This is a genomic window from Betaproteobacteria bacterium (assembly GCA_016720065.1).
Classification (GTDB): Bacteria; Pseudomonadota; Gammaproteobacteria; order Burkholderiales; family Rhodocyclaceae; genus SSSZ01.
In genome coordinates this window covers 2,365,551-2,385,819 of sequence record JADJXY010000002.1, presented here as the reverse complement: position 1 = coordinate 2,385,819, position 20,269 = coordinate 2,365,551, and the positions used below count along the sequence as shown (strand labels likewise).

Annotated in this window: 21 protein-coding genes; 5 read left to right on the top strand and 16 right to left on the bottom strand. The window is 66.9% G+C overall.

Going from position 1 to position 20,269, the window contains the following annotated elements; translation table 11 throughout:
• Positions 1–48: 48 nt before the first annotated feature.
• On the bottom strand, positions 49–1,329 hold the full coding sequence (locus tag IPM73_14380) for a protein kinase (protein ID MBK8919187.1): 1,281 nt from the start codon (positions 1,327–1,329) through the stop codon (positions 49–51).
• Complete coding sequence (argH, locus tag IPM73_14375) at positions 1,322–2,716, bottom strand: argininosuccinate lyase (GenBank protein MBK8919186.1); 1,395 nt, start codon at positions 2,714–2,716, stop codon at positions 1,322–1,324. The genes IPM73_14380 and argH overlap by 8 nt, the downstream gene beginning before the upstream one ends.
• A gap of 77 nt (positions 2,717–2,793) precedes the next feature.
• Here argH and IPM73_14370 point away from each other — a divergent pair, with 77 nt between their 5' ends.
• From IPM73_14370 to IPM73_14350, 5 genes are all read left to right on the top strand, one after another.
• Positions 2,794–3,807, top strand: a complete 1,014-nt coding sequence (locus tag IPM73_14370; GenBank protein MBK8919185.1) for a histidine kinase — start codon at positions 2,794–2,796, stop codon at positions 3,805–3,807.
• Positions 3,783–4,565, top strand: a complete 783-nt coding sequence (locus tag IPM73_14365) for a response regulator transcription factor (GenBank protein ID MBK8919184.1) — start codon at positions 3,783–3,785, stop codon at positions 4,563–4,565. The genes IPM73_14370 and IPM73_14365 overlap by 25 nt, the downstream gene beginning before the upstream one ends.
• A gap of 50 nt (positions 4,566–4,615) precedes the next feature.
• A complete protein-coding gene (hemC, locus tag IPM73_14360; GenBank protein ID MBK8919183.1) occupies positions 4,616–5,554 on the top strand; it encodes a hydroxymethylbilane synthase in 939 nt (312 codons plus the stop codon).
• On the top strand, positions 5,551–6,333 hold the full coding sequence (locus tag IPM73_14355; protein MBK8919182.1) for a uroporphyrinogen-III synthase: 783 nt from the start codon (positions 5,551–5,553) through the stop codon (positions 6,331–6,333). Before hemC ends, IPM73_14355 begins: the two co-directional genes overlap by 4 nt.
• A gap of 81 nt (positions 6,334–6,414) precedes the next feature.
• Entirely contained in the window at positions 6,415–6,654 is a 240-nt protein-coding gene (locus IPM73_14350; protein MBK8919181.1) for a hypothetical protein, read from the top strand.
• 48 nt (positions 6,655–6,702) lie between these two features.
• Here the strand turns inward: IPM73_14350 and hemF are convergent, their stop codons facing one another.
• From hemF to IPM73_14280, 14 genes are all read right to left on the bottom strand, one after another.
• Complete coding sequence (gene hemF, locus IPM73_14345; GenBank protein MBK8919180.1) at positions 6,703–7,617, bottom strand: oxygen-dependent coproporphyrinogen oxidase; 915 nt, start codon at positions 7,615–7,617, stop codon at positions 6,703–6,705.
• Between the two features lie 4 nt (positions 7,618–7,621).
• Entirely contained in the window at positions 7,622–8,320 is a 699-nt protein-coding gene (locus tag IPM73_14340; GenBank protein ID MBK8919179.1) for a hypothetical protein, read from the bottom strand.
• Positions 8,321–8,344: 24 nt separating this feature from the next.
• The gene (gene purD / locus IPM73_14335) at positions 8,345–9,634 is read right to left on the bottom strand and encodes a phosphoribosylamine--glycine ligase (protein MBK8919178.1); all 1,290 of its coding nucleotides are present in this window, start codon (positions 9,632–9,634) and stop codon (positions 8,345–8,347) included.
• 131 nt (positions 9,635–9,765) lie between these two features.
• The gene (gene purH, locus IPM73_14330) at positions 9,766–11,370 is read right to left on the bottom strand and encodes a bifunctional phosphoribosylaminoimidazolecarboxamide formyltransferase/IMP cyclohydrolase (protein ID MBK8919177.1); all 1,605 of its coding nucleotides are present in this window, start codon (positions 11,368–11,370) and stop codon (positions 9,766–9,768) included.
• A 6-nt stretch (positions 11,371–11,376) separates the two neighbouring features.
• Positions 11,377–11,610, bottom strand: coding sequence for a Fis family transcriptional regulator (locus tag IPM73_14325; GenBank protein MBK8919176.1), 234 nt, complete (start codon positions 11,608–11,610; stop codon positions 11,377–11,379).
• Positions 11,607–12,626 carry a tRNA dihydrouridine synthase DusB gene (gene dusB, locus IPM73_14320; GenBank protein MBK8919175.1) on the bottom strand — a complete coding sequence of 340 codons (1,020 nt, stop codon included), beginning with the start codon at positions 12,624–12,626 and terminating at the stop codon, positions 11,607–11,609. The genes IPM73_14325 and dusB overlap by 4 nt, the downstream gene beginning before the upstream one ends.
• 226 nt (positions 12,627–12,852) lie before the next feature.
• Positions 12,853–13,257, bottom strand: coding sequence for a ribonucleotide reductase subunit alpha (locus IPM73_14315; GenBank protein ID MBK8919174.1), 405 nt, complete (start codon positions 13,255–13,257; stop codon positions 12,853–12,855).
• A gap of 40 nt (positions 13,258–13,297) precedes the next feature.
• Positions 13,298–14,173 (bottom strand): 1,4-dihydroxy-2-naphthoate polyprenyltransferase, encoded by an 876-nt coding sequence (locus IPM73_14310; protein MBK8919173.1) that lies wholly within the window; start codon positions 14,171–14,173, stop codon positions 13,298–13,300.
• Between the two features lie 101 nt (positions 14,174–14,274).
• Positions 14,275–15,417 carry an FAD-dependent monooxygenase gene (locus IPM73_14305; GenBank protein MBK8919172.1) on the bottom strand — a complete coding sequence of 381 codons (1,143 nt, stop codon included), beginning with the start codon at positions 15,415–15,417 and terminating at the stop codon, positions 14,275–14,277.
• Entirely contained in the window at positions 15,410–16,708 is a 1,299-nt protein-coding gene (locus tag IPM73_14300) for an aminopeptidase P N-terminal domain-containing protein (protein ID MBK8919171.1), read from the bottom strand. The genes IPM73_14305 and IPM73_14300 overlap by 8 nt, the downstream gene beginning before the upstream one ends.
• Positions 16,705–17,175 carry a hypothetical protein gene (locus IPM73_14295; protein MBK8919170.1) on the bottom strand — a complete coding sequence of 157 codons (471 nt, stop codon included), beginning with the start codon at positions 17,173–17,175 and terminating at the stop codon, positions 16,705–16,707. The genes IPM73_14300 and IPM73_14295 overlap by 4 nt, the downstream gene beginning before the upstream one ends.
• A complete protein-coding gene (locus IPM73_14290; protein MBK8919169.1) occupies positions 17,168–18,247 on the bottom strand; it encodes a Fic family protein in 1,080 nt (359 codons plus the stop codon). The genes IPM73_14295 and IPM73_14290 overlap by 8 nt, the downstream gene beginning before the upstream one ends.
• Positions 18,248–18,517: 270 nt before the next feature.
• Positions 18,518–19,198 carry a nucleotidyltransferase family protein gene (locus IPM73_14285; protein MBK8919168.1) on the bottom strand — a complete coding sequence of 227 codons (681 nt, stop codon included), beginning with the start codon at positions 19,196–19,198 and terminating at the stop codon, positions 18,518–18,520.
• On the bottom strand, positions 19,198–20,211 hold the full coding sequence (locus IPM73_14280) for a phosphotransferase (GenBank protein ID MBK8919167.1): 1,014 nt from the start codon (positions 20,209–20,211) through the stop codon (positions 19,198–19,200). The genes IPM73_14285 and IPM73_14280 overlap by 1 nt, the downstream gene beginning before the upstream one ends.
• Positions 20,212–20,269 lie beyond the last annotated feature (58 nt).

The window sequence follows — 20,269 nt, the reverse complement described above, 5'->3', positions numbered from 1 at the left end:
TCGGGGGCGGCGCCTTTCCTCGACTGTCCCGGCGCTGCGACCTGCCCTTCAGACCGCGGTCAGTCGCTGATTGGCCACGGTGAGCCGGTTGGCCAGCACTTCCAGGAAACCCTGGTAGAAGTGCATGCGGCAGGACTCGCTGGCGCCTTCCAGGGCGCTGCGGTGGATGGTCACCACGTTGGCGGTGCTCAGGGCGATGACGTCGGCCGTGCGGGGGCCTCCCCGCCGCGTGACGACGGCCATCTCGCCGAAGCAATCCCCCGGGGAAAGCAGGTTGAGGACGCGGCCATTCTTGGCCACCTTGAGTTCGCCCCCGATGAGAAGGCAGAAAAAGCTGCCCTCGTCGCCGTCCCGGACGATGTGGGTTTCAGCCGGAATCCGCTCCCACTGGGCGAAACCGAGAACCTCCCAGAGCTCCGGGTCTGGAAAATCCTGAAAGAAGGGCATGGCCCGCAGCAGGTCGAATTTCTCCGTGGCGGGAAGCTCGAACTTGCGCGTGCGCAGCGAGCGCTTACGGGCCGCCTGGGCCAGATCGTGGGCGAAGTGCTCCCAGGTCTGGTAGCGGGCGTGCACATCCTTGGCCATGGCCCGCGCCACGACGGTGTCCAGGGCGGGGGGAAGTTCCGGGCGCAGGAAGGAGGGTTCGGAGGCCTGGGTGTGGATGATCTGGTAGATCATGCTGTAGCTGGTGCTGGCCTGGAAGGGAAGCTCTCCGGTCAGCAACTGGTAAAGGACGACCCCCAGGGAGTAGATGTCGGTGCGGTGGTCCAGGGGCTGCTCCTGCACCTGCTCCGGCGACATATAGGCGGGTGAGCCGATGCCCGAGACCTGGGTACGCTCCAGGTTTTCCCGGGTGATGGCGGCGCCGAAGTCGGAAATCTTGATGTCGGACTGCGGCGACATGAGGATGTTGGCCGGCTTGATGTCGCGATGGGTGATGCCGAGGCGGAAGGCGTGGTCCAGGGCCCGGGTGCATTTGAAGACGATTTCGATGACCCGCTCCACCGGCAGCAGATCCCGGGGCCGGGCGTGGGCTTCCAGTGTGCCGCCGGGCACGAATTCCATGACGATGTAGGACAAGGTGTCCGCCACCACCGCGTCGAAAATCTGGACGATGTGTGGATGGTCGAGCTTGCCGACCAGGGAGGCTTCGTTGAGAAACAGGTGGGAATAGACCCGGCTGCGATCCGGGTCGCGCAGGGCTTCGGGGGTGGCCACCTTGATGGCCACGTCCCGCTGGGCGAAGGGGTCGAGCCCCAGGTACACGGTGCTGGTGGCGCCCTGCCCCAGCTCGCGGATGATTTCGTATTTGCCGAGTTTCTTAATCATCCGCGAGGCGCCCGCGGGCGCGGAGGATGGCGGCCTTGACCTGGTCCGGGGCGGTGCCACCGATGTGCTTGCGGGAGGCGAGCGAACCCTCGACGGTGAGCACGGCAAAAACATCCTCGCCAATCAGGGGCGAGAAAGCTTGCAACTCGGCCAGGGCCAGTTGCGGCAGATCCACGCCCTTCTGCTCGGCGGCCTTGACGGCATGGCCGACGGCCTCGTGGGCGTCGCGGAAGGGCAGGCCCTTTTTGGCCAGGTAGTCGGCCAGATCGGTGGCGGTGGCGAAGCCCTGGCTCAGTGCCGCTCTCATGTTGTCGGCGCGGACCGTGATGCCACCGGCCATGTCGGCGAAGATGCGCAAGGTGTCGGTGACGGTATCCACGGCGTCGAAGAGGGGCTCCTTGTCCTCCTGATTATCCTTGTTGTAGGCCAGGGGCTGGGACTTCATCAAGGTGAGCAGGGCGACGAGATGGCCGGTCACCCGGCCGGTCTTGCCCCGGGCCAGCTCCGGCACGTCCGGGTTTTTCTTCTGGGGCATGATCGAGGAGCCGGTACAGAAGCGGTCGGCGATCTGGATGAAGCCGACCCGGGGGCTCATCCACATCACCAGTTCCTCGGAAAGGCGGCTGATGTGGGTCATGAGCAGGGCGCAGGCGGCACAGAATTCGATGGCGAAGTCCCGGTCGGAAACGGCGTCCAGGGAGTTTTCGCAGACTCCCTCGAAGCCGAGTTCGGCGGCGACGAATTCCCGGTCGATGGGGTAGGTGGTGCCGGCCAGGGCGGCGGCGCCCAGGGGCAGGCGATTGGTGCGTTTGCGGCAGTCGGCGAAGCGTTCGCCGTCGCGGCCGAACATCTCGAAATAGGCCAGCATGTGGTGGCCGAAGGTCACCGGCTGGGCGACCTGGAGGTGGGTGAAGCCGGGCATGGGGGTGGCGGCTTCCTTCTCGGCCAGATCGAGGAGGGCGCTGCGGAAGGCACGGATGAGGCCGAGGATGTCGTCGATGGCGTCGCGCAGGTAGAGGCGGATGTCGGTGGCCACCTGGTCGTTGCGCGAGCGGCCGGTATGCAGGCGCTTGCCTGCATCGCCGACCAGGGCCGTGAGGCGCTTCTCGATATTGAGGTGCACGTCTTCCAGATCGAGGGACCACTCGAAGACACCGGATTCGATCTCGGTCGCCACCTGGGCCATGCCCCGCTCGATGTCGGCCAGGTCGGCGGCGGCGATGATGCCCTGCCGGGCCAGCATGCGCGCGTGGGCCAGGGAGCCGCGGATGTCCTGGCGCCACATGCGGCGGTCGAAATCCACCGAGGCCGTGTAGCGTTTGACGAGATCGGAGACGGGTTCGGAGAAGCGGCCGGCCCAGGTGTATTGTGCAGCGTTGGAAGTCATTTTCAGTGGCGCAAATCGGGGTTAGAGTTCCGTTTGGCATGCGCGCAGGGCGCGAACGGAAAGATTCGGGAAGCGAAATGATAAGGCAAATCCAGGCGGTTCATCCCCTGCCGGACTGGCGCAATCTCGGGGTCGTGTTGCGTGTGCTGCTTGGAGGCAACGCCCTGGCCCTGGGTGCGGCCCTCCTGCAAAGCCCCGATCTGCGCGGCTGGCCCTGGCGCTTCGTCGAGCTGTCTGCCCTGGTGGAGCCCTTGCTGCTCATCAGCCTGGGCATCGTCGCCGGGGCGCGGGATGTGTTGTGGAAGCTGCCTCCCCGTGCCGCCCAGGCGACGGTGGTGGGGCTCGCCGCGGGACTCGCCGCCCTGCAGAGCGACCTGTGGGCCTGGATCGGCCTCGACCAGGGAACCCCCTGGGAGAGCCTGCGCGCGGCCCTCATCGCGGGGGGCGGGGCGGCGCTTCTGTTGGCTTATTTCGACCTGCGCTTGCGGGCCATTTCACCGTCCATGAGCGAAGCGCGTCTTTCGGCGCTCAACGCCCGCATCCGGCCCCACTTTCTCTTCAATTCCCTCAACGCCGTGCTGTCCCTCATCCGGGCGGAGCCGCGGCGGGCTGAGGAGGCGCTGGAGTCCCTGTCGGATCTCTTTCGCGCGGCCCTGCGGGATCCGGCGGAGCGGGTGCCCCTGTCGGATGAAATTGCCCTGGCCCGCCAGTACCTCGACCTGGAGCGCCTGCGCCTGGGCGAACGTCTGCACGTGCGGTGGGAGGTGGCCGATCTCCCCCTGGACGAGGCGATTCCGCCCCTCATGCTCCAGCCCCTGCTGGAAAACGCCGTCTATCACGGCATCGAGCCGCGGCCGCAAGGGGGCACCATCGACATCGCCTTCTCCCGCCGCGCCGATGAACTGCTCATCGTCATCGCCAACCCGGCGGGCGGCGGCGGTCACGCCCGGGGCAACCACATGGCGGTGGCCAACATCCGCGAACGCCTCGCCCTGTATTACGATCTGGAAGCCCGCCTCGACATCGAGGAAGGCACCGATGTCTACCGCGTCCTCATTCACCTGCCATGCCGCACACGACCCCAGCCCTGACCCTCCTGGTAGTGGACGACGAGCCCCTGGCCCGCGCACGCCTGCGGGAACTCCTGGCCGACATCGCCCCCAGCCTGCCCAACACCTGCGTGGGTGAGGCGGGCAACGGCCTGGAAGCCCTCGACTTTCTCCGCCATACGCCGGTGGATGTCGTCCTGGCCGACATCCGCATGCCCGGCATGGACGGTATCGAACTGGCCGGCCATCTGGGGGGGCTGGAGGACGGCCCGGCGGTGATCTTCACCACGGCCTACGACGGCTACGCGGTGCAGGCCTTCGACCTCAACGCCATCGACTACCTGCTCAAACCGGTGCGGGCGCAGCGGCTCCTGGCTGCCCTGCAGAAGCTGCATCCGGTGCGTGGCAAGACGGGAGAGGCGCTCCAGGCCATCGGTCGCGAGATGCGTGGCAGCGGGCGCAGCCATCTTTCCTGCCACGAGCGGGGGCGGCTGCTCCTGGTGCCGGTGGCGGATGTGCTCTATTTCAAGGCCGATCTCAAATACGTCACCGCCCGTACCCGGGAGCGCGAGTATCTGCTCGACGACGCCCTGACCCACCTGGAGCAGGAATTTGCCGAGCGCTTCCTGCGTCTGCACCGGGCGGTCCTGGTGGCGCGCGATGCCCTGGCCGGCTTCGAGCGGACCGCGGGGGACGACGCCGAGGCTTACGGCTGGGCCCTGGTGCGCGGCGTGCCCGACCGCCTGCCGGTGAGCCGCCGCCAGTGGGCGGTGGCGCGGGCCCTGGCCACCGCCGGTTAGGGCGGGGCTGCGTGGTAGAATCGGCGCCCTCCCGTCGCGAGCCGCCTGCCATGTCCGCACCCGCCCAGATCGTCATCGCCTCCCGTGAATCCCGCCTCGCCCTGTGGCAGGCCGAGCATGTCCGGGATCGTCTGTCGGCCCTCAATCCTGGCGCCACGGTCAGTATCCTGGGCATGACCACCCAGGGGGACCAGATTCTCGACCGGCCCCTGGCCCAGATCGGCGGCAAGGGCCTGTTCATCAAGGAACTCGAAGTCGCCATGGCCGAAGGCCGCGCCGACCTCGCCGTGCACTCCATGAAGGACGTGCCCATGGTCATGCCGGAAGGCTTCGTCCTGGCGGCCATCTCCGAGCGCGAGAATCCGCGGGACGCCTTTGTTTCCAACCGCTACGCCAGCCTGGACGATCTTCCCGCGGGGGCCGTGGTCGGAACGTCCAGCCTGCGCCGCGAGGCCCTGCTGCGGGCCCGCTATCCGCAGCTGGAAATCCGCAGCCTGCGCGGCAATCTCGACACGCGCCTGCGCAAACTCGACGAGGGCCAGTACGACGCCATCATCCTGGCCGGCGCCGGGCTCATCCGTCTGGGGCTCAAGGACCGCATCCGTTCGCTTCTGACGCCGGAGCAGTCGCTGCCGGCGCCGGGGCAGGGGGCGCTGGGGATCGAGCTCGTCGCGGGCGCAGGCGCCATGGCGGCCGTCGTCGCCCCCCTCAACGATGCCGTCACCGCCCAGTGTGTGCGGGCCGAGCGCGCTTTTTCCCGTGCCCTGGGGGGAAGCTGTCAGGTGCCCCTTGGGGCCTACGCCATCATCGAAGACGATGGACGCCTCTGGCTGCGTGGCTTCGTCGCCACCCCCGACGGCAAGGACATGGTGGCCGGAGAACTGCGCGGCGATCCGGCCGCCGACGAGGCGCTGGGGCAGGAACTGGCCGACCGGCTCCGGACCCAGGGCGCCGGCGCCATCCTGGAAAAGCTCGCCGCCTGCGCATGAGTCCGGGCGGCCCCCTGGCCGGGCGCACCATCGTCGTCACCCGTCCGCGGGACCAGGCCGGCCCCCTGGTCGAAGCCATCGCCGCCGCCGGCGGGACGCCGCTGCTCTTTCCCCTGCTGGAGATTTCTCCGCCCGACGACGCGGCACCCTTGGCCGCAGCGGTGGCCCGCCGGGACGAGTTCCGCATCGCCGTGTTCATCAGTCCCAACGCCGTGACCTACGCCCTGCCTGCCCTGCTGGCTGCGGGGCCGTGGCCCGCAGGACTCCTGCCGGCCGCTGTCGGCCAGGGGACGGTGAAGGCCTTGGCGGCAGCGGGCGTGGAGGGCTGCATCGCGCCCCGGGAACGCTTCGATTCGGAGGCTCTGCTCGCCCTGTCCGCCCTGCAGGCCGAGGGTGTGGCCGGGCGCGGCGTCGCCATCTTTCGCGGTGACGGCGGGCGCGAACTGCTGGCCGATACCCTGCGCGAGCGCGGGGCGCGCGTCGAGTGCATTCCCTGCTATCGCCGCTCGCCTCCGGCCGGCGGGATCGACGCCCTGCGCGAAGCCTGGGCAGCGGGCGCTCTGGATGCCATCACGGTGTCGAGCAGCGAGGGCCTGCGCCATCTGGTCGACTTGGTGGGCGCCGAGGCTCGCCGCGAGCTCGAGGCAACGCCGCTCTTCGTCCCCCATGCCCGCATCGCCGAATGCGCACGGGAGCTTGGTCTCGAGCGGGTGGTGCTCACCGGCCCCGCCGACGTGGGCATTCTTGCCGGACTGTGCGCTTATAATTGGGGCGTATAAGCCCCCGCCGCCCGGAATGGCCCGGTTCCCGGGGCGGCGCAACTTTGCCTCGCCGGCAGAGCCCACAATAAGGAGGAGACCGTGCTCAATATCGACATGCGCAAGATCTACAACTTTTACCCGGTGGAACCGGCGCCCGACCCGGGAAACCTGCCCACCGGCGGCGATCTCTACTACGAGTGCCTGGACTGCACCGGGATCGTCAGTTCTGTTCCGCGCATCAAGGCGGTCTGTACCTGCGGCAATATCACCGGCAACGGCGGCGTGGCGACCATCCGCGACCCGTCCCGGGTGCGCGTGGTGCGCGGCAAACTCAAGTAGGCTGCGGCAAAGGGGCAGGGGCCCGCTTCTTCGCCGGGCTCCGCTTCGCTACACCCAGTCCCGGGCGCAAAGGAAAACGTCGTAAAGGCGTGCTTCCGGCGTTCCGGGTTCCGGCTTCCAGTCGTAGCGCCACTTCACCACCGGCGGCAGGGACATGAGGATGGATTCGGTGCGCCCGCCCGATTGCAGGCCGAAGAGGGTGCCGCGGTCCCACACCAGATTGAACTCGACGTAGCGGCCGCGGCGGTAGGCTTGGAAGTCCCTTTCCCGCTCGCCGTAGGGCGTGGCACGGCGGCGGGCCAGTATGGGCAGATAGGCGTGGGTGAAGGCTTCGCCCACCGCCCGGGTGAGGGCGAAGCAGCGCTCGAAGGGCGTCTCGCCGCCGGGACCGGCTTCATTGAGATCGTCGAAGAACACGCCGCCCACGCCGCGGGGTTCGTTGCGGTGCTTGAGGAAGAAATACTCGTCGCACCACTTCTTGTACCTGGCGTGAACCTTGGGCCCGTAGGGCGCCAGGGCCTCGCGGCAGGTGGCGTGGAAGTGGCGCGCGTCGTCCTCCTCGCCGTAGTAGGGGGTCAGGTCCATGCCGCCGCCGAACCACCAGACGTCTTCCTCGCCGGGCTTGCTGGCGACGAAGCAGCGCACGTTCATGTGCGCCGTCGGGCAGTAAGGATTGCGCGGGTGCAGCACCAGCGACACGCCCATGGCCTCCCAGGCGCGGCCCGCCAGTTGGGGGCGCACCGCAGTGGCGGAAGCCGGCAGCTTGTCGCCGGTGACGTGGGAGAAATTGACCCCGCCCCGCTCGAAGAAGTCGCCGTCCTCAATGAGGCGGGACATGCCGCCGCCGCCCTCCGGCCGCTGCCAGGAATCGGAACGGAAGGGCTGGCCGTCGAAGGCTTCCAGTTCGGCCACGATGCGCCCTTGCAGGCCGGTGAAGAAATCCTTGAGGCGGGTGGTGTCCATGGGGCTACTTAAGGTGGTAGGTCAGGGCGTCGCCGTTCACCGAAATTTTTCCGATAACCACGAGTTCCTTAACGATGTGGGGGAAGTCCGTGCCTGTGCCACTCTTCTTGAAATGGCTGGCAAGATGGGCAGCGAGGGTTCCTGGCTTCTTTGGGCGCGTGCGCGGTTGAAGGGAATTTAGGTGGAGAAGGACTTCATTCAGCGTCGGCGAACGTACCCTGCATGGAGAAGGCGTTGGGGTGTCATCCTCCTGGTGCGCCGAATCCGGCAGAGGCAGTGGTGGCTCCGGCGATGATGAAGCCATGGAGTGGCCGGCCTCCTCATTGGTCAGGAATTTTCCAAGTTCCTCAACGCGCTTGCAGAGGATGTTTCGCTTGTTCAGGTAGCTGATCAGCGGATCGAAACCAGCGTCCTTCGAGAGAACGAAAATTCTGCGCTTTCGCCCATCGACAGCGGAGAGCAGACCGATGGTGTACGCAATATGGAAGTCCAGCGCATTCTTCCCATGCCCCTCCATTTGTATCCACTGAAGGCGATTTCCGAAAGGCTGGGTCTGGCGCACCAGGGAAGTCGGGAGTTTCGTCTGGTGTGGGCCGACAAATACACGAACCTCGTAGTCGGTGTTTCTCAGCTTTTTCAAGTAATCCAGATCCTGGATATTCTCGAAATCGACCAGAAGCACCGGCTCGTTTTCGCTGGTCATGGGGTTTCTCCCGATGGGTGGGGGTCAGCGGCTGAGGGCGCGGTGGCCGATGTCCTTGCGGTATTGCAGGCCGTCCCAGGTGATCCGCCCGGCGGCCTCGTAGGCCAGCTTCTGCGCCTGGCGGACGTTCTCGCCCAGGGCGGTGACGCACAGCACGCGGCCTCCGGAGGTGACGACCTGGCCATCCTTTTCTGCCGTGCCGGCGTGAAAGACGTGGACAGCGTCGGAAAAGGCGTTGCCCTCGGGCAGTCCGGCGATGGGGTCGCCCTTCTTCGGCGTGTCGGGGTAGCGGGCGGCGGCGAGGACGACGCCCAGGGCGATGCGGCGGTCCCACTCGGCTTCCACCTGGTCCAGGGTGCCGGCGACGCCGTGTTCCAGCAGATCGACGAAGTCGGACTTCAAACGCATGAGGATGGGCTGGGTCTCGGGGTCGCCCATGCGGCAATTGAATTCCAGGGTCTTGACCGTGCCGTCCTTGGCGATCATCAGGCCGGCGTAGAGGAAGCCGGTGTAGGGGATGCCGTCGGCCGCCATGCCGCGCACCGTGGGCAGGATGACTTCCCGCATGGCCTTGGCGTGGATTTCCGGGGTGACCACCGGGGCCGGCGAATAGGCGCCCATGCCGCCGGTGTTGGGGCCGGTGTCGCCGTCGCCGATGCGCTTGTGGTCCTGGCTGGAGGCCAGGGCCAGGACGTTCTTGCCGTCCACCATGACGATGAAGCTGGCTTCCTCGCCATCGAGGAATTCCTCGATGACGACGCGGGCGCCCGCCTCATTGTGCTGCACGCCCAGCTTGTTGCCGGACAGCATGTCGTCGATGGCGGCGTGGGCCTCGGCCAGGGTCATGGCGACGACCACACCTTTGCCGGCCGCGAGGCCGTCGGCCTTGATGACGATGGGGGCGCCCTTCCTGTCGATGTAGGCGTGGGCGGCCGTGGCATCTGAGAAGGTCTCGAACTCGGCCGTCGGGATGCCGTGGCGGGCCATGAAGCGCTTGGCGAAATCCTTGGAGGATTCGAGCTGGGCGGCTTCCTTGGTGGGGCCGAAGATCTTCAGGCCGCGGGCGCGGAAGATATTGACCACTCCGGCAGCCAGGGGCGCCTCGGGACCGACGACGGTGAGATGGATCTTTTCCTTTGCGGCGAAATCGGCCAGCGCGACCGGATCCCCGAGGGCGATGTTCTGCAACTCGTGCTCCCGGGCCGTGCCGGCGTTGCCCGGGGCGACGTAAACCTTTTGCAGACCGGGGGATTTGGCGAGGCGCCAGGCCATGGCGTGCTCACGACCGCCGGAGCCGATGACGAGGAGTTTCATGCGTGGTTTTCCTTCAATTTCCCATAGTGCGATTTCGCGGACGGCGAAGGCGTGACGCGAAGACGCGCCGAAGACAGTGCTGTTGCACGGCGAGGCGAAGTCGACAAGTCACGGCGCAGCCGGGCACGAAATCAGTGGCGGAAGTGGCGGGCGCCGGTGAAGACCATGGCGATGCCGTGCTCGTCGGCCGCGGCGATGACTTCCTCGTCGCGCATGGAGCCGCCGGGCTGGATGACTGCCACGGCGCCGGCTTCGGCCACCACGTCGAGGCCGTCGCGGAAGGGGAAGAAGGCATCCGACGCCACGACCGAACCCTTGAGCGACAGGCCGGCGTTGGTGGCCTTGATGCTGGCGATCCGGGTCGAATCGACGCGGCTCATCTGGCCTGCCCCGACCCCCAGGGTCATGCCGCCGCCGCAGAAGACGATGGCGTTGGACTTGACGAACTTGGCGACGCGCTCGGCGAAGAGCAGGTCTTCGATCTGCGTAGGCGTAGGCTGCACCTTAGTGACCACCTTCAGACCGGAAGCCTGGGCGGTGAAGTCGTCGGCCGTCTGCACCAGCAGGCCGCCGCCGACGCGCTTCAGTTCCAGCTTGTTGAGGTCACGGCCGAGGGGCACCACCAGTACGCGCAGGTTGGTCTTGGCGGCGAGCGCCGCCTTGGCTTCGGCGGTGAAGGACGGGGCGAGCAGCACTTCGACGAAGTGCTTTCTTTCGTTCATGGCGTTGACCACGTCGAGGCCGACTTCGCCGTTGAAGGCGATGATGCCGCCGAAAGCGGAGGTGGAGTCGGTCTTGAAGGCCTTTTCGTAGGCGCCGAGCAGGGTGCCGGCGATGGCCACGCCGCAGGGGTTGGCGTGCTTGATGATGACGCAGGCGCGTTGGCCGGCACTCGCGTCGAAAGCCTTGACGCACTCCCAGGCGGCGTCCGAATCGGCGATGTTGTTGTAGGACAGTTCCTTGCCCTGCAACTGGGTGTAGGCGGCGATGCTGCCGGCCAACGGCGTCGTGTCGCGGTAGAAGGCGGCCGACTGGTGGGCGTTCTCGCCGTAACGCAGAATTTCCACCCGGTCGAAGGCCAGTTGCAGCCTGGCCGGGAAGATCGCCGGGGTCGGGGCAGCCTCTGCCGGCTTGGACTCGGCATTTTCTTCCAGGCCGGTCAGCCAGTTGGCGATCATGCTGTCGTAGCGGGCGGTGTGGGTGAAGGCTTTCTTGGCCAGATTGAAGCGGGTGGCCAGTTGCAGGGCGCCGCCGTTGGCCTTCATCTCGTCGAGCAGCGGCTGGTAGTCGGCCGGATCGGTGACGATCGCGACGCCGGCGTAGTTCTTGGCCGAGGAACGGACCATGGCCGGACCGCCGATGTCGATGTTCTCGATGGCGTCTTCCAGCGTCACGCCGGCCTTGGCGATGGTGGCGGCGAAGGGGTAGAGATTCACGCACACCAGGTCGATCATCGGAATGCCGTGCTGCTCGAGGGTGGCCCTGTGCTCGGCCAGATCCCGGCGGGCCAGGATGCCGCCGTGCACCTTGGGGTGCAGGGTCTTGACCCGGCCATCGAGCATTTCCGGGAAGCCGGTGTAGTCGCCGATTTCGGTGACGGCCAGGCCGGCATCCCGCAGCAGCTTGGCGGTGCCGCCGGTGGACAGGAGCTTGACGCCCTGGGCGGCAAGGCCCTGGGCGAATGCGAGTACACCCGTCTTGTCGGAGACGGAAATCAGGGCTTGCTTGACGGTCATGGGAATCTAAAGAAGTTGGTATTCGGTGAGTTTCTTGCGCAGGGTGTTGCGATTGATGCCGAGCATGTCGGCCGCCAGGGTCTGGTTGCCGCTGGCCTTGGCCAGGACCACCTGCAGCATGGGTTTCTCCACACTTTTTAGTACCATGTCATATATTGCCGCCGGTTTTTCCCCATCCAGGTCGTGAAAGTACTGCTCGAGGGCGCCCACGACGCACGCCGATATGTCTTGTTGGCTCATGCTGCCAACTCCTCCTTTGTGTGGATATATTGCAGATGCTCGGACCGTCCGGCCAGGTCGTAAAAGAAGTCATTCACGGCCTGGCGTTGCAGCTCGATGCTGGGCAACTGGTTCATGTAATGGCGAAAGGCGGCTGAACCTGCCAATCCTTTCGTGTACCACGCGATATGTTTCCTCGCGACCCGAAAGCCCGTCTCCAACCCGTAAAAGGCGTAGAGGTCTTCCAGGTGCTCCTGCAGGATGCCGTGGATTTCATCGACCCGGGCCGGCGGCAGATGCTCGCCGGTCTTCAGGTAATGTTCGATTTCCCGGAACAGCCAGGGGCGGCCCTGGGCGGCGCGGCCGATCATGAGGCCGTCGGCGCCGGTCCTGTCGAGGACTTGCCGGGCTTTTTCCGGGGTGGCGATGTCGCCGTTGGCGATGACCGGGATGCCGACCAGGGTCTTCACCAGGGAAATGGTGTCGTACTCCGCCTCGCCCGTGTATTGCTGGCAGCGGGTGCGACCGTGGATGGCCACGGCGCGCACGCCTGCGCTCTCGGCGATGCGGGCGATGGTGGGGGCGTTCTTGTTGGCCAGGTTCCAGCCGGTGCGGAACTTGAGCGTCACCGGCGTGCCCGGCACGGCGCCGACCACGGCGTCGAGGATGGCGCCCACCAGCTTCTCGTTCTGCATCAGGGCCGAGCCGGCCATGACGTTGCACACCTTCTTGGCCGGGCACCCCATGTTGATGTCGATGATCTGGGCGCCGTTGTCGACGTTGTGGCGGGCGGCCTCGGCCATCATCTTCGGGTCGGCGCCGGCGATCTGCACCGAGATCGGCGCCACTTCGCCTTCGTGGTTGGCGCGGCGCAGGGTCTTGGCGCTGCCGTAGAGCAGCGAATTGGAGGTCACCATCTCGGAAACCGCCAGCCCGGCGCCCATTTTCTTGCACAACTGGCGGAAGGGGCGATCAGTGACCCCGGCCATGGGCGCGACGAAAAGGTTGTTGCGGAGCTTGAAACCGAGGAAATCCATGGGCGCGCGCAGGCCGGTAAAGCAGGCGGGGGGAGAGGCGGGATTCTACCTCAAGCGGCGCCTAAGAAATAGTCAGGCGGGGGTTTTCCCGGAGGGGCGGGGCGGGACTGGCGGTGCTTCCGAAGAGGTTCGGGATCGGCTGGCGTGGGGCCGCGACAGCCCCCCGCGCCCCGGTCGCGCAGGGCGAACCGGGAAGCGGGGCGCCGAAGGGAATTTTCCCGGGCGCTCAGGCGAAACTGACCTGCTCGCCGTCCGGCCGATAGGCCAGGAGATGGGAAACCATGCCACCCTGGATCGACTTGACCATTGTTTCCAGGGCCTGCTGCGCATCGTCGTCGCTGGGGCCGCGCCGGTCGTTGCCCCCCAGGCAGCCGACGAAGACCAGATCCCAGGATTGGCCGGTATGGCGGGACTCCTCGACCAGTTCCGTGAAGCTTTGCAATTCGCTGGTCTTCTTGTCCACGAACATGACCGGCGCCAGGGCGCCGCCGCGGCCGTTCTCGAAGCGGCGAATCTCCTCGGGACTGGCGTTCTCGGGCAATTCGGCGCGGGTGAAGACAAAGAGCAGGCGCTGGGGATTGGCTTGCTGGCGGGCGGCGGTGAGGAGGTCGGCGAAGCTGGCGATGGTCACGGAAAAATCCTTGGCGGCATTGGAGGGTCGGGGAAGGGGTTCAGAGTACGAAGGCGATGGCGAGCAGCAGGCCGAAGACGAGTTGCAGGCCGGCGGTGGCAGCCAGCAGGGTGTTGAAGACGGGGCCCACCGGTTCCCGGCAGAAGCGGCGAACCAGTCCAAGACCCAGCGGCAGGGTGAGTAGGGGCAGGGTGCTCGCCGGCCCCAGGCTGGGGACCAGAAGCCCCAGGCCGAGGTAGGGGGCGAGCATCTCGGCCCGGTAGAGCTGACGGGTGGCGGGTCGGCCCAGGAGCACGGCCAGGGTGTTCTTGCCGTTGCGGGCGTCCCCGTCCAGGTCCCGGTAGTTGTTGACGGTGATGACCGCCGCCGCGTGGAGGCCGATCAGGCCCCCCGCCACCAGGGCCAAGGGCGTGAGGGCGAGGGTTTGCAGGTAGTAGCTGCCGCCCACGGCGACCAGGCCGAAGAAAATCCAGACGAAAACTTCCCCCAGGGGCCGGTAGGCGATGGGAAAAGGCCCGCCCGTATAGGCCCAGCCGGCGGCGAGGGACGCGAGGCCGATGGCGACGATGGGCCAGCCGCCGTGGAAGGCCAGATAGACGCCGCATAGCAGCGCCAGGAAAAAGGCCCCCCAGGCCCCGCGCCGCACCTGGGCGGGTGTCAGCCAGCCCTGGGCGGTGGCCCGCGGCGGACCCAGGCGGTCCGGGGTGTCGCTGCCGCGCAGGAAATCGCCCACGTCGTTGAACAGATTGGTGCCGATCTGGATCAAGGCCGCCGCCAGGATGGCCGCCAGCAGGGGCCCCCCCAGCAGCCGGCCCGTGTCGTGCCACGCCACCGCCGTCCCCACCACGACCGGCGACAGGGACACGGTCAGGGTCTTGGGGCGGAGTACGAGGAACCAGGCCTGGAGGAGGGGCATGGGGGGCGGTGAGGGTGGTGGGGGTGAGGAGGGAAAGGGGGGGCTCGGCACGTGATGTCTTGCCGCATTTCACCTTGGATGTATCGCTTCCTCCGCTCCTCTTACGGCCAGGCCCGTGCTCCCCAGATCATGCGCTTGGCGACGAAATGGCGGGCAGGGGGGCAGAGGTCCAGGGCGAGCAGTCCCAGGCCCCGCAGCAGCTTGAGGGGGGGGATGTCGTTGGAGAAGGCGCGCACGATGCTGTCGGTGAACAAGGCACCGCCCCGGCGGTCGAGGCGGCGCCGGGCGGCGTGGGTCTTGAGGGCGGCGGGTTCCGGGCCGTGGTCCAGGAGCGCCGTGGCCAGTTCCCTGGCATCGCGCAGGCCCAGGTTGAAGCCCTGTCCGGAGACCGGGTGCAGGGTCTGGGCGGTATTGCCGACCCACACCTGGCGGCCGTCGGCGAGTTGGTCCCGTAGGCGCAGGGCCAGCGGAAACCGGCTGCGGGGTCCGGGGTTGGCGAAGCGGATGCGGCCGCCGAATTGCCCTTGCAGCGCGGCAATGAAGCCGGCGTCGTCGAGGGCCATGACCCGGTCGGCCTTTTCCGGGGGCAGGGTGAAGACCACCGAGTATTCTTCCCCCAGGGGCAGCAGGGCCAGGGGGCCGTCAGGCGTGAAGCGTTCCCAGGCCCGGCGGTCATGGCCCGGCGTCGGAGTCACCTCGGCGATCACCGCGTGCTGGCGGTAGTCGCTGACCGAGACGCCGGGGTCGTCGGTAGGGGTGCCTTCGGCGTGCACCAGGATTTTCGCGGCGATGCGGCGCACTTCGCCGCCCTGGCGCAGGGTGACCCAAACGCGGTCTTCGCCAGGGCTGATGTCCAGGATTTCGCTTTCTTCCAGCACGCTGCCGGCGGGCAGGCGGGCCGCCAGGGCGCTGGCGAGATCGCGGTAGCGCACGACGTAGCCCAGGCCAGGCAGGCCGTGTTCGGCGCGGTCCATCACGGTGCGACCGAAGCCCCCTTTCTGGGAGACGTGGATGGTTTCGATGGGCGTCGCCGCCCGGGCGGGCCAGGCGCCCAGGGGTTCGAGCAATTGCCGGGCGCCGTGGGAGAGGGCCAGGGCCCGTGGGTCGCCGGCCTGGGCGGCCAGGGGGCGGCGATCGACGAGGCGCACGCTGTAGGGCCCGTCCGCCAGGGCCAGCGCCAGGGTCATGCCCACAGGGCCGGCGCCGACGATCAGCACGTCGATGCAGGAAGGGGCGTCAGTCATGGCGCATGACTTCCTCGATTTCGGCCACCGTTTTGGGCGCAGTGGTGTAGACGTCGCAGCCATCCTCGGTGACCCGCACGTCGTCCTCGATGCGGATGCCGATTCCGGCCAGGGCGGGCGGGATGTCGGCGGCGGGGCGGATGTAGAGGCCAGGCTCGACGGTCAGCGTCATGCCAGGCAGCAGGGGCGTCCAGTCGTTGCCGATCTTGTAGTCGCCGGCGTCGTGTACGTCCAGGCCCAGCCAGTGGCCGGTGCGGTGCATGTAGAAACGCTGGTAGGCCTTGCTGTCGATGAGGTTGTCGACGTCGCCGGTGAGCAGCTTCAGGTCGACGAGCCCCCGGGTGAGCACCCGCAGGGCGGCCTCGTGGGCCTCCATGAAGTGGCGGCCGGGGGCGATGGCGGCGAAGGCCGCGTTCTGCGCCGCCAGCACGATTTCGTAAACGTCCTTCTGGGCGGCGTTGAAACGGCCACCAACCGGGAAGCTGCGGGTGATGTCCGAGGCGTAGCCCTGCACTTCGCAGCCGGCGTCGATGAGGACCAGGGTGTTGTCGTTGAGCACCTTGTCGTTGCTGACGTAGTGCAGCACGCAGGCGTTGGCGCCGCCGGCGACGATGGGGGTGTAGGCGTGGGCGTCGGCGCCGCGGCGGCGGAATTCGTAGGTCAACTCGGCTTCCAGTTCGTACTCCGCCATGCCCGGCCGGCAGGCGCGCATGGCCCGGGCGTGGCCGGCGCTGGCGATGTCGGCGGCGCGGCGCTGGAGCGCGGTTTCCGCACTGTCCTTGATGAGGCGCAGGGCATCGAGCTCGGCCCGCAGGTCATGGATGGCCCGGGGCGCCCGGATGCCGGCCCGGGCCTGGGCGCGGACGGCGTTCAGGGCCTGGTTGACCCGGCCGTCCCAGGCGGGGTCGTGGCCGACGGCGTGCCACAGGGTCGGGCGGTCGGCCAGCAGTTGCGGCAGGCGCTTGTCGAGTTCGCTGATGGGGTAAGCGGCGTCGAAGCCGAAAGCGGCCTTGGCCGCCTTGGGCCCGTAGCGGAAGCCGTCCCAGATTTCGCGCTCCTCGTTCTTTTCGCGGCAGAAGAGAATGGATTTCGGCCGCTGTCCCCCCACCAGCACCAGCACCGCGTCCGGTTCCGGAAAGCCGGTGAGATACCAGAAATAGCTGTCGAAACGGTAGGGGTGGTGGGCGTCGCGGTTGCGGATGACCTCGGGGGCCGTAGGGACGATAGCGACGCCGGAGTCTATGGTCTGCAACAGGCGCTTGCGGCGGGCGAGAAAGTGGGCGTGGGTCATGATGCTTCGGGTTCCGTACTCCAGCGCAGCCGGGCAATGGATTTGAATTTGGCAATGCCAAGCGCACCGCGTTCATTGCGGGACTTTGATCCCGGCGCGGTCAACGCCGCGATCACCGCCTCGCGTGACGCTTCGTATATTTTTTGCGCCTCAAGATGCTCATTCAGCAACACCAGCAGGACTGCATCGAATGTCTTGGTGATATCCAGTGCGCCCAGGCGTTGACCGGGGCTTGCGCCGGGCAGAATACAACGCCCCTTGATTTGAATCTTGATCGTCTGCGCGCCACGCCGCTCGATAGCATCGTAACCCGCCTGACGGGCAGTCGTGAGTTCGAGGCCAAGGAGCCGGGCGGCTTCGTATTCCGCAACTTCGCCCGTGATACCCAGTGGCTTGCCTGTCAGAGCGCGATAGCGCCGGGCGAGCAATTTGGCGTCGGCGAGCAGCGTCAGAATGGCATCAGACATTGGCGCTCCGTTCGTAGGTCACGATGTCGTTGCCGTCGCGGGTTAGCAGTTGCAGCAGCTTGGGGTGCAGGAAGAGCTTTTCGCGCCCTGCCGTGATTTCGCGCAGGACGCCGAGGGCGACGAGGTCTTTCAGGTAACGCGAGGCCGCCTGCCGCTGGGCGATGTCCTTGTCGATCAGGTCGCTGATGCGGCAATAGGGCTGCTCGAAGATGACGTCGATGAGATCGCGGCTGTAAATCTTGGGCAGGCGATTGCGGACGAATTCCGCGGTGTGCTCGGAGAGCGTCCGGATGGCCGCAATCTTGGCCGTGGTCCAGGCGGCGGTGTCGGCCACGGCGTCGAGCATGAAGAGCGTCCATTCCTCCCAGGCACCGTCGCTGGTGACGGCAAGCAGCAGGCGGTAGTAGTCGGCCTTGCGGGCGATCAGGTAGCGGCTGAGATAGAGAATGGGCAGGCTGAGCAGGTTTTCCTGGATCAGCCAGAGGATGTTGATGATGCGCCCGGTGCGTCCGTTGCCGTCGGCGAAGGGGTGGATGGCCTCGAATTGATAGTGGCCCACCGCCATGCGGATCAGCGGGTCCAGGTCAGGGGTGTTGTGCAGGAAGCGTTCCCAGTCGGCCAGCAGGTCGCGCAGCCTCGCCTCGCCTTCAGGCGGGGTGTAGATGATGGCGCCGCTGCGATCGTTGATCAGTTGTGTGCCGGGGGTGCGCCGGACATCCAGGGTGACGCCCTTGAGGGTGCGGCAGATGTCGACGGCCGTGGCGGTACAGAGCGGTCTGTCGGTCAGCGACTGGTAGCCGCGCCGCAAGGCAGAGCGGTAGCGCAGGGCCTCCTTGGTGGCCGGGTCGGTCTGGCTGTCGCCCTGGGCGTGCTGGAAAAGCTTGTCGGTGGTGGTGACGATGTTCTCGATTTCCGAGCTGTCCTTGGCTTCGAGCAGCGGGATCGTGTTGATCAGCATGCTCTGGTTGGGGATCAGTTCGGCGGCCTGCTTGAGTTCGGCCAGCGCCGCCCGGGCGACGATGCAGCGCTTGAGCACGGCCTTGCTTTCCAGATCGTGGGCGGGCGGAAGCATGGGCAGGGCATTGTAAGGAACGCCGGGGTGCCAGGTGTTGGTGATCAAAGTCACTGCGGTATGGTTGAACGAGTTGGGGGAAGCGGTAGGTTATGTCGCTCTGGGCGACAGGTCAATGCAACGTGTCGATGGATTTAAAAAATATCGACATGTTATGGCGAGCTGTCGCTGGCGGCGACAGGTGGACGGGATGTGTGTGAATTCTTCGGTTTTGGCGACACGTCTCGCGGGTCGTTGCCCGGGAGGGCGACGGACGCCCCCCGCCGGGAATTACTGAGGCGCACTTCCTCGGAGTTCTGCATCCAGTTCAATCAGGCGTTCCGGTGTCCCTACGTCCACCCAGCGGCCGCCGTGGCGTTCCCCGGTTAGGGTGCCTTGGCGAATGGCGTCGTCGAGCAGGGGGCGCAGCTTCATTGCCGTGCCGAGTGGAACGTCTTGGAAGAAGGCCGGTGAAAAGACGCCGATTCCGGCGTAAGTGAGTGTTCCCTCACCGTGGGCGAAAACGACCCGCTCGCCCTCCAGGCCGAAGTCGCCGCTGGCATGGTGGGCCGGGTTGGGCACCATGAGCAGGTGGGCGAGGCGTCCGGCCAGGCTGTGGGCACGACGAACGTCCCAGTCGCACCAGATGTCGCCATTGACCACCAGGAAGGGCGCGTCGCCCATCAGGGGCAGGGCCTGGGCGATGCCGCCGGCGGTCTCCAGCGCACCGGGGGGCTCCGGGGAGTAGCGGATGGAAAGGCCCCAGGCCGAACCGTCCCCCAGGGCCGCCTCGATCTGGCTGCCGAGGTGGGCGTGGTTGATCACCACATCGCGGAAACCGGCGGCGGCCAGGCGTTCCAGGTGCCAGACGATGAGGGGCTTGCCCCCCGCCGGCAGCAGGGGTTTGGGCGTATGGTCGGTGAGGGGGCGCATGCGCTCCCCCCGTCCGGCGGCCAGGATGAAGGCGTGCATCAGAAGGTGTAGCCGCTTTCGTCCTGCTTGCCTTCCAGGGTGTCGAGGAGGCCGAGGAGAGGCTTCAGGGCGAGGTAGCGGTCGGCGACTTTGCGGGCGTAGCCGAGGAAGCGGGGCAGGTCGCCGATGTAGCGCTCCTTGCCGTCCCGGTACTTGAGGCGGCAGAAGATGCCCAGCACCTTGAGATGTCTTTGCAGGCCCATCAATTCGTAGTCGCGCCAGAACTCGGCGAAATCCGCGCGCACCGGCAGGCCGGCCGCACGGGCATTTTCCCAGTAGCGGACGACCCAGTCGATTTCCTGTTCCTCTTCCCAGGAAATGAAGGCGTCGCGGAAGAGCGAAACCACGTCGTAGGCGATGGGGCCGTACACGGCATCCTGGAAATCGATGATGCCGGGCACCAGGGAGGCTTCACTTTCCACCACCATGAGGTTGCGGGGCATGAAGTCGCGGTGCACGAAGACCTTGGGCTGGGCGAGGGCCGAGGCGATGAGATGGCGGAAGGTGTCTTCCAGAATGGTCTTCTCGTCGCCGCTCAGGCTATGGCCCAGGTGGCGGCCGACGAACCACTCCGGGAAGAGATCGAGTTCCCGGCGCAGCAGGGCCTGGTCATAGGGCGGCAGGACGCCGGGCTGCGAGGCAAGCTGCCATTTCACCAGCACGTCGAGGACCGGGCGCATCATGGGGTCGGCGAGTTCCAGGTTGCCTTGCAGGGCTTCCAGGTAACCGACGCGGCCCAGGTCGGTGAGGACGAGAAAGCCCTGCTCCAGGTCCTGGTCCAGGACGCGCGGAGCGGCAAGGTCGGCGTCGGCCAGCAGGCCGGCCACCTTGACGAAGGGGCGGCAGTCTTCCTTGTCCGGCGGGGCATCCATGAGGATGCGGGTGGAGCCGTCGGGGAAGCCGAGGCGGAAGTAACGCCGGAAGCTGGCGTCGGCGGAAGCCGGGGTGAGGCTGACGGACTGGCCGGGGAAACGACTGGTCACCCAGTCGTGAACGAGTTGGTCGCGGGACATCGGGCTGGGGGCGGGTTCGTTGTAAAATGCCCGGATTTTAGCATTCGCGCCGGGGGCA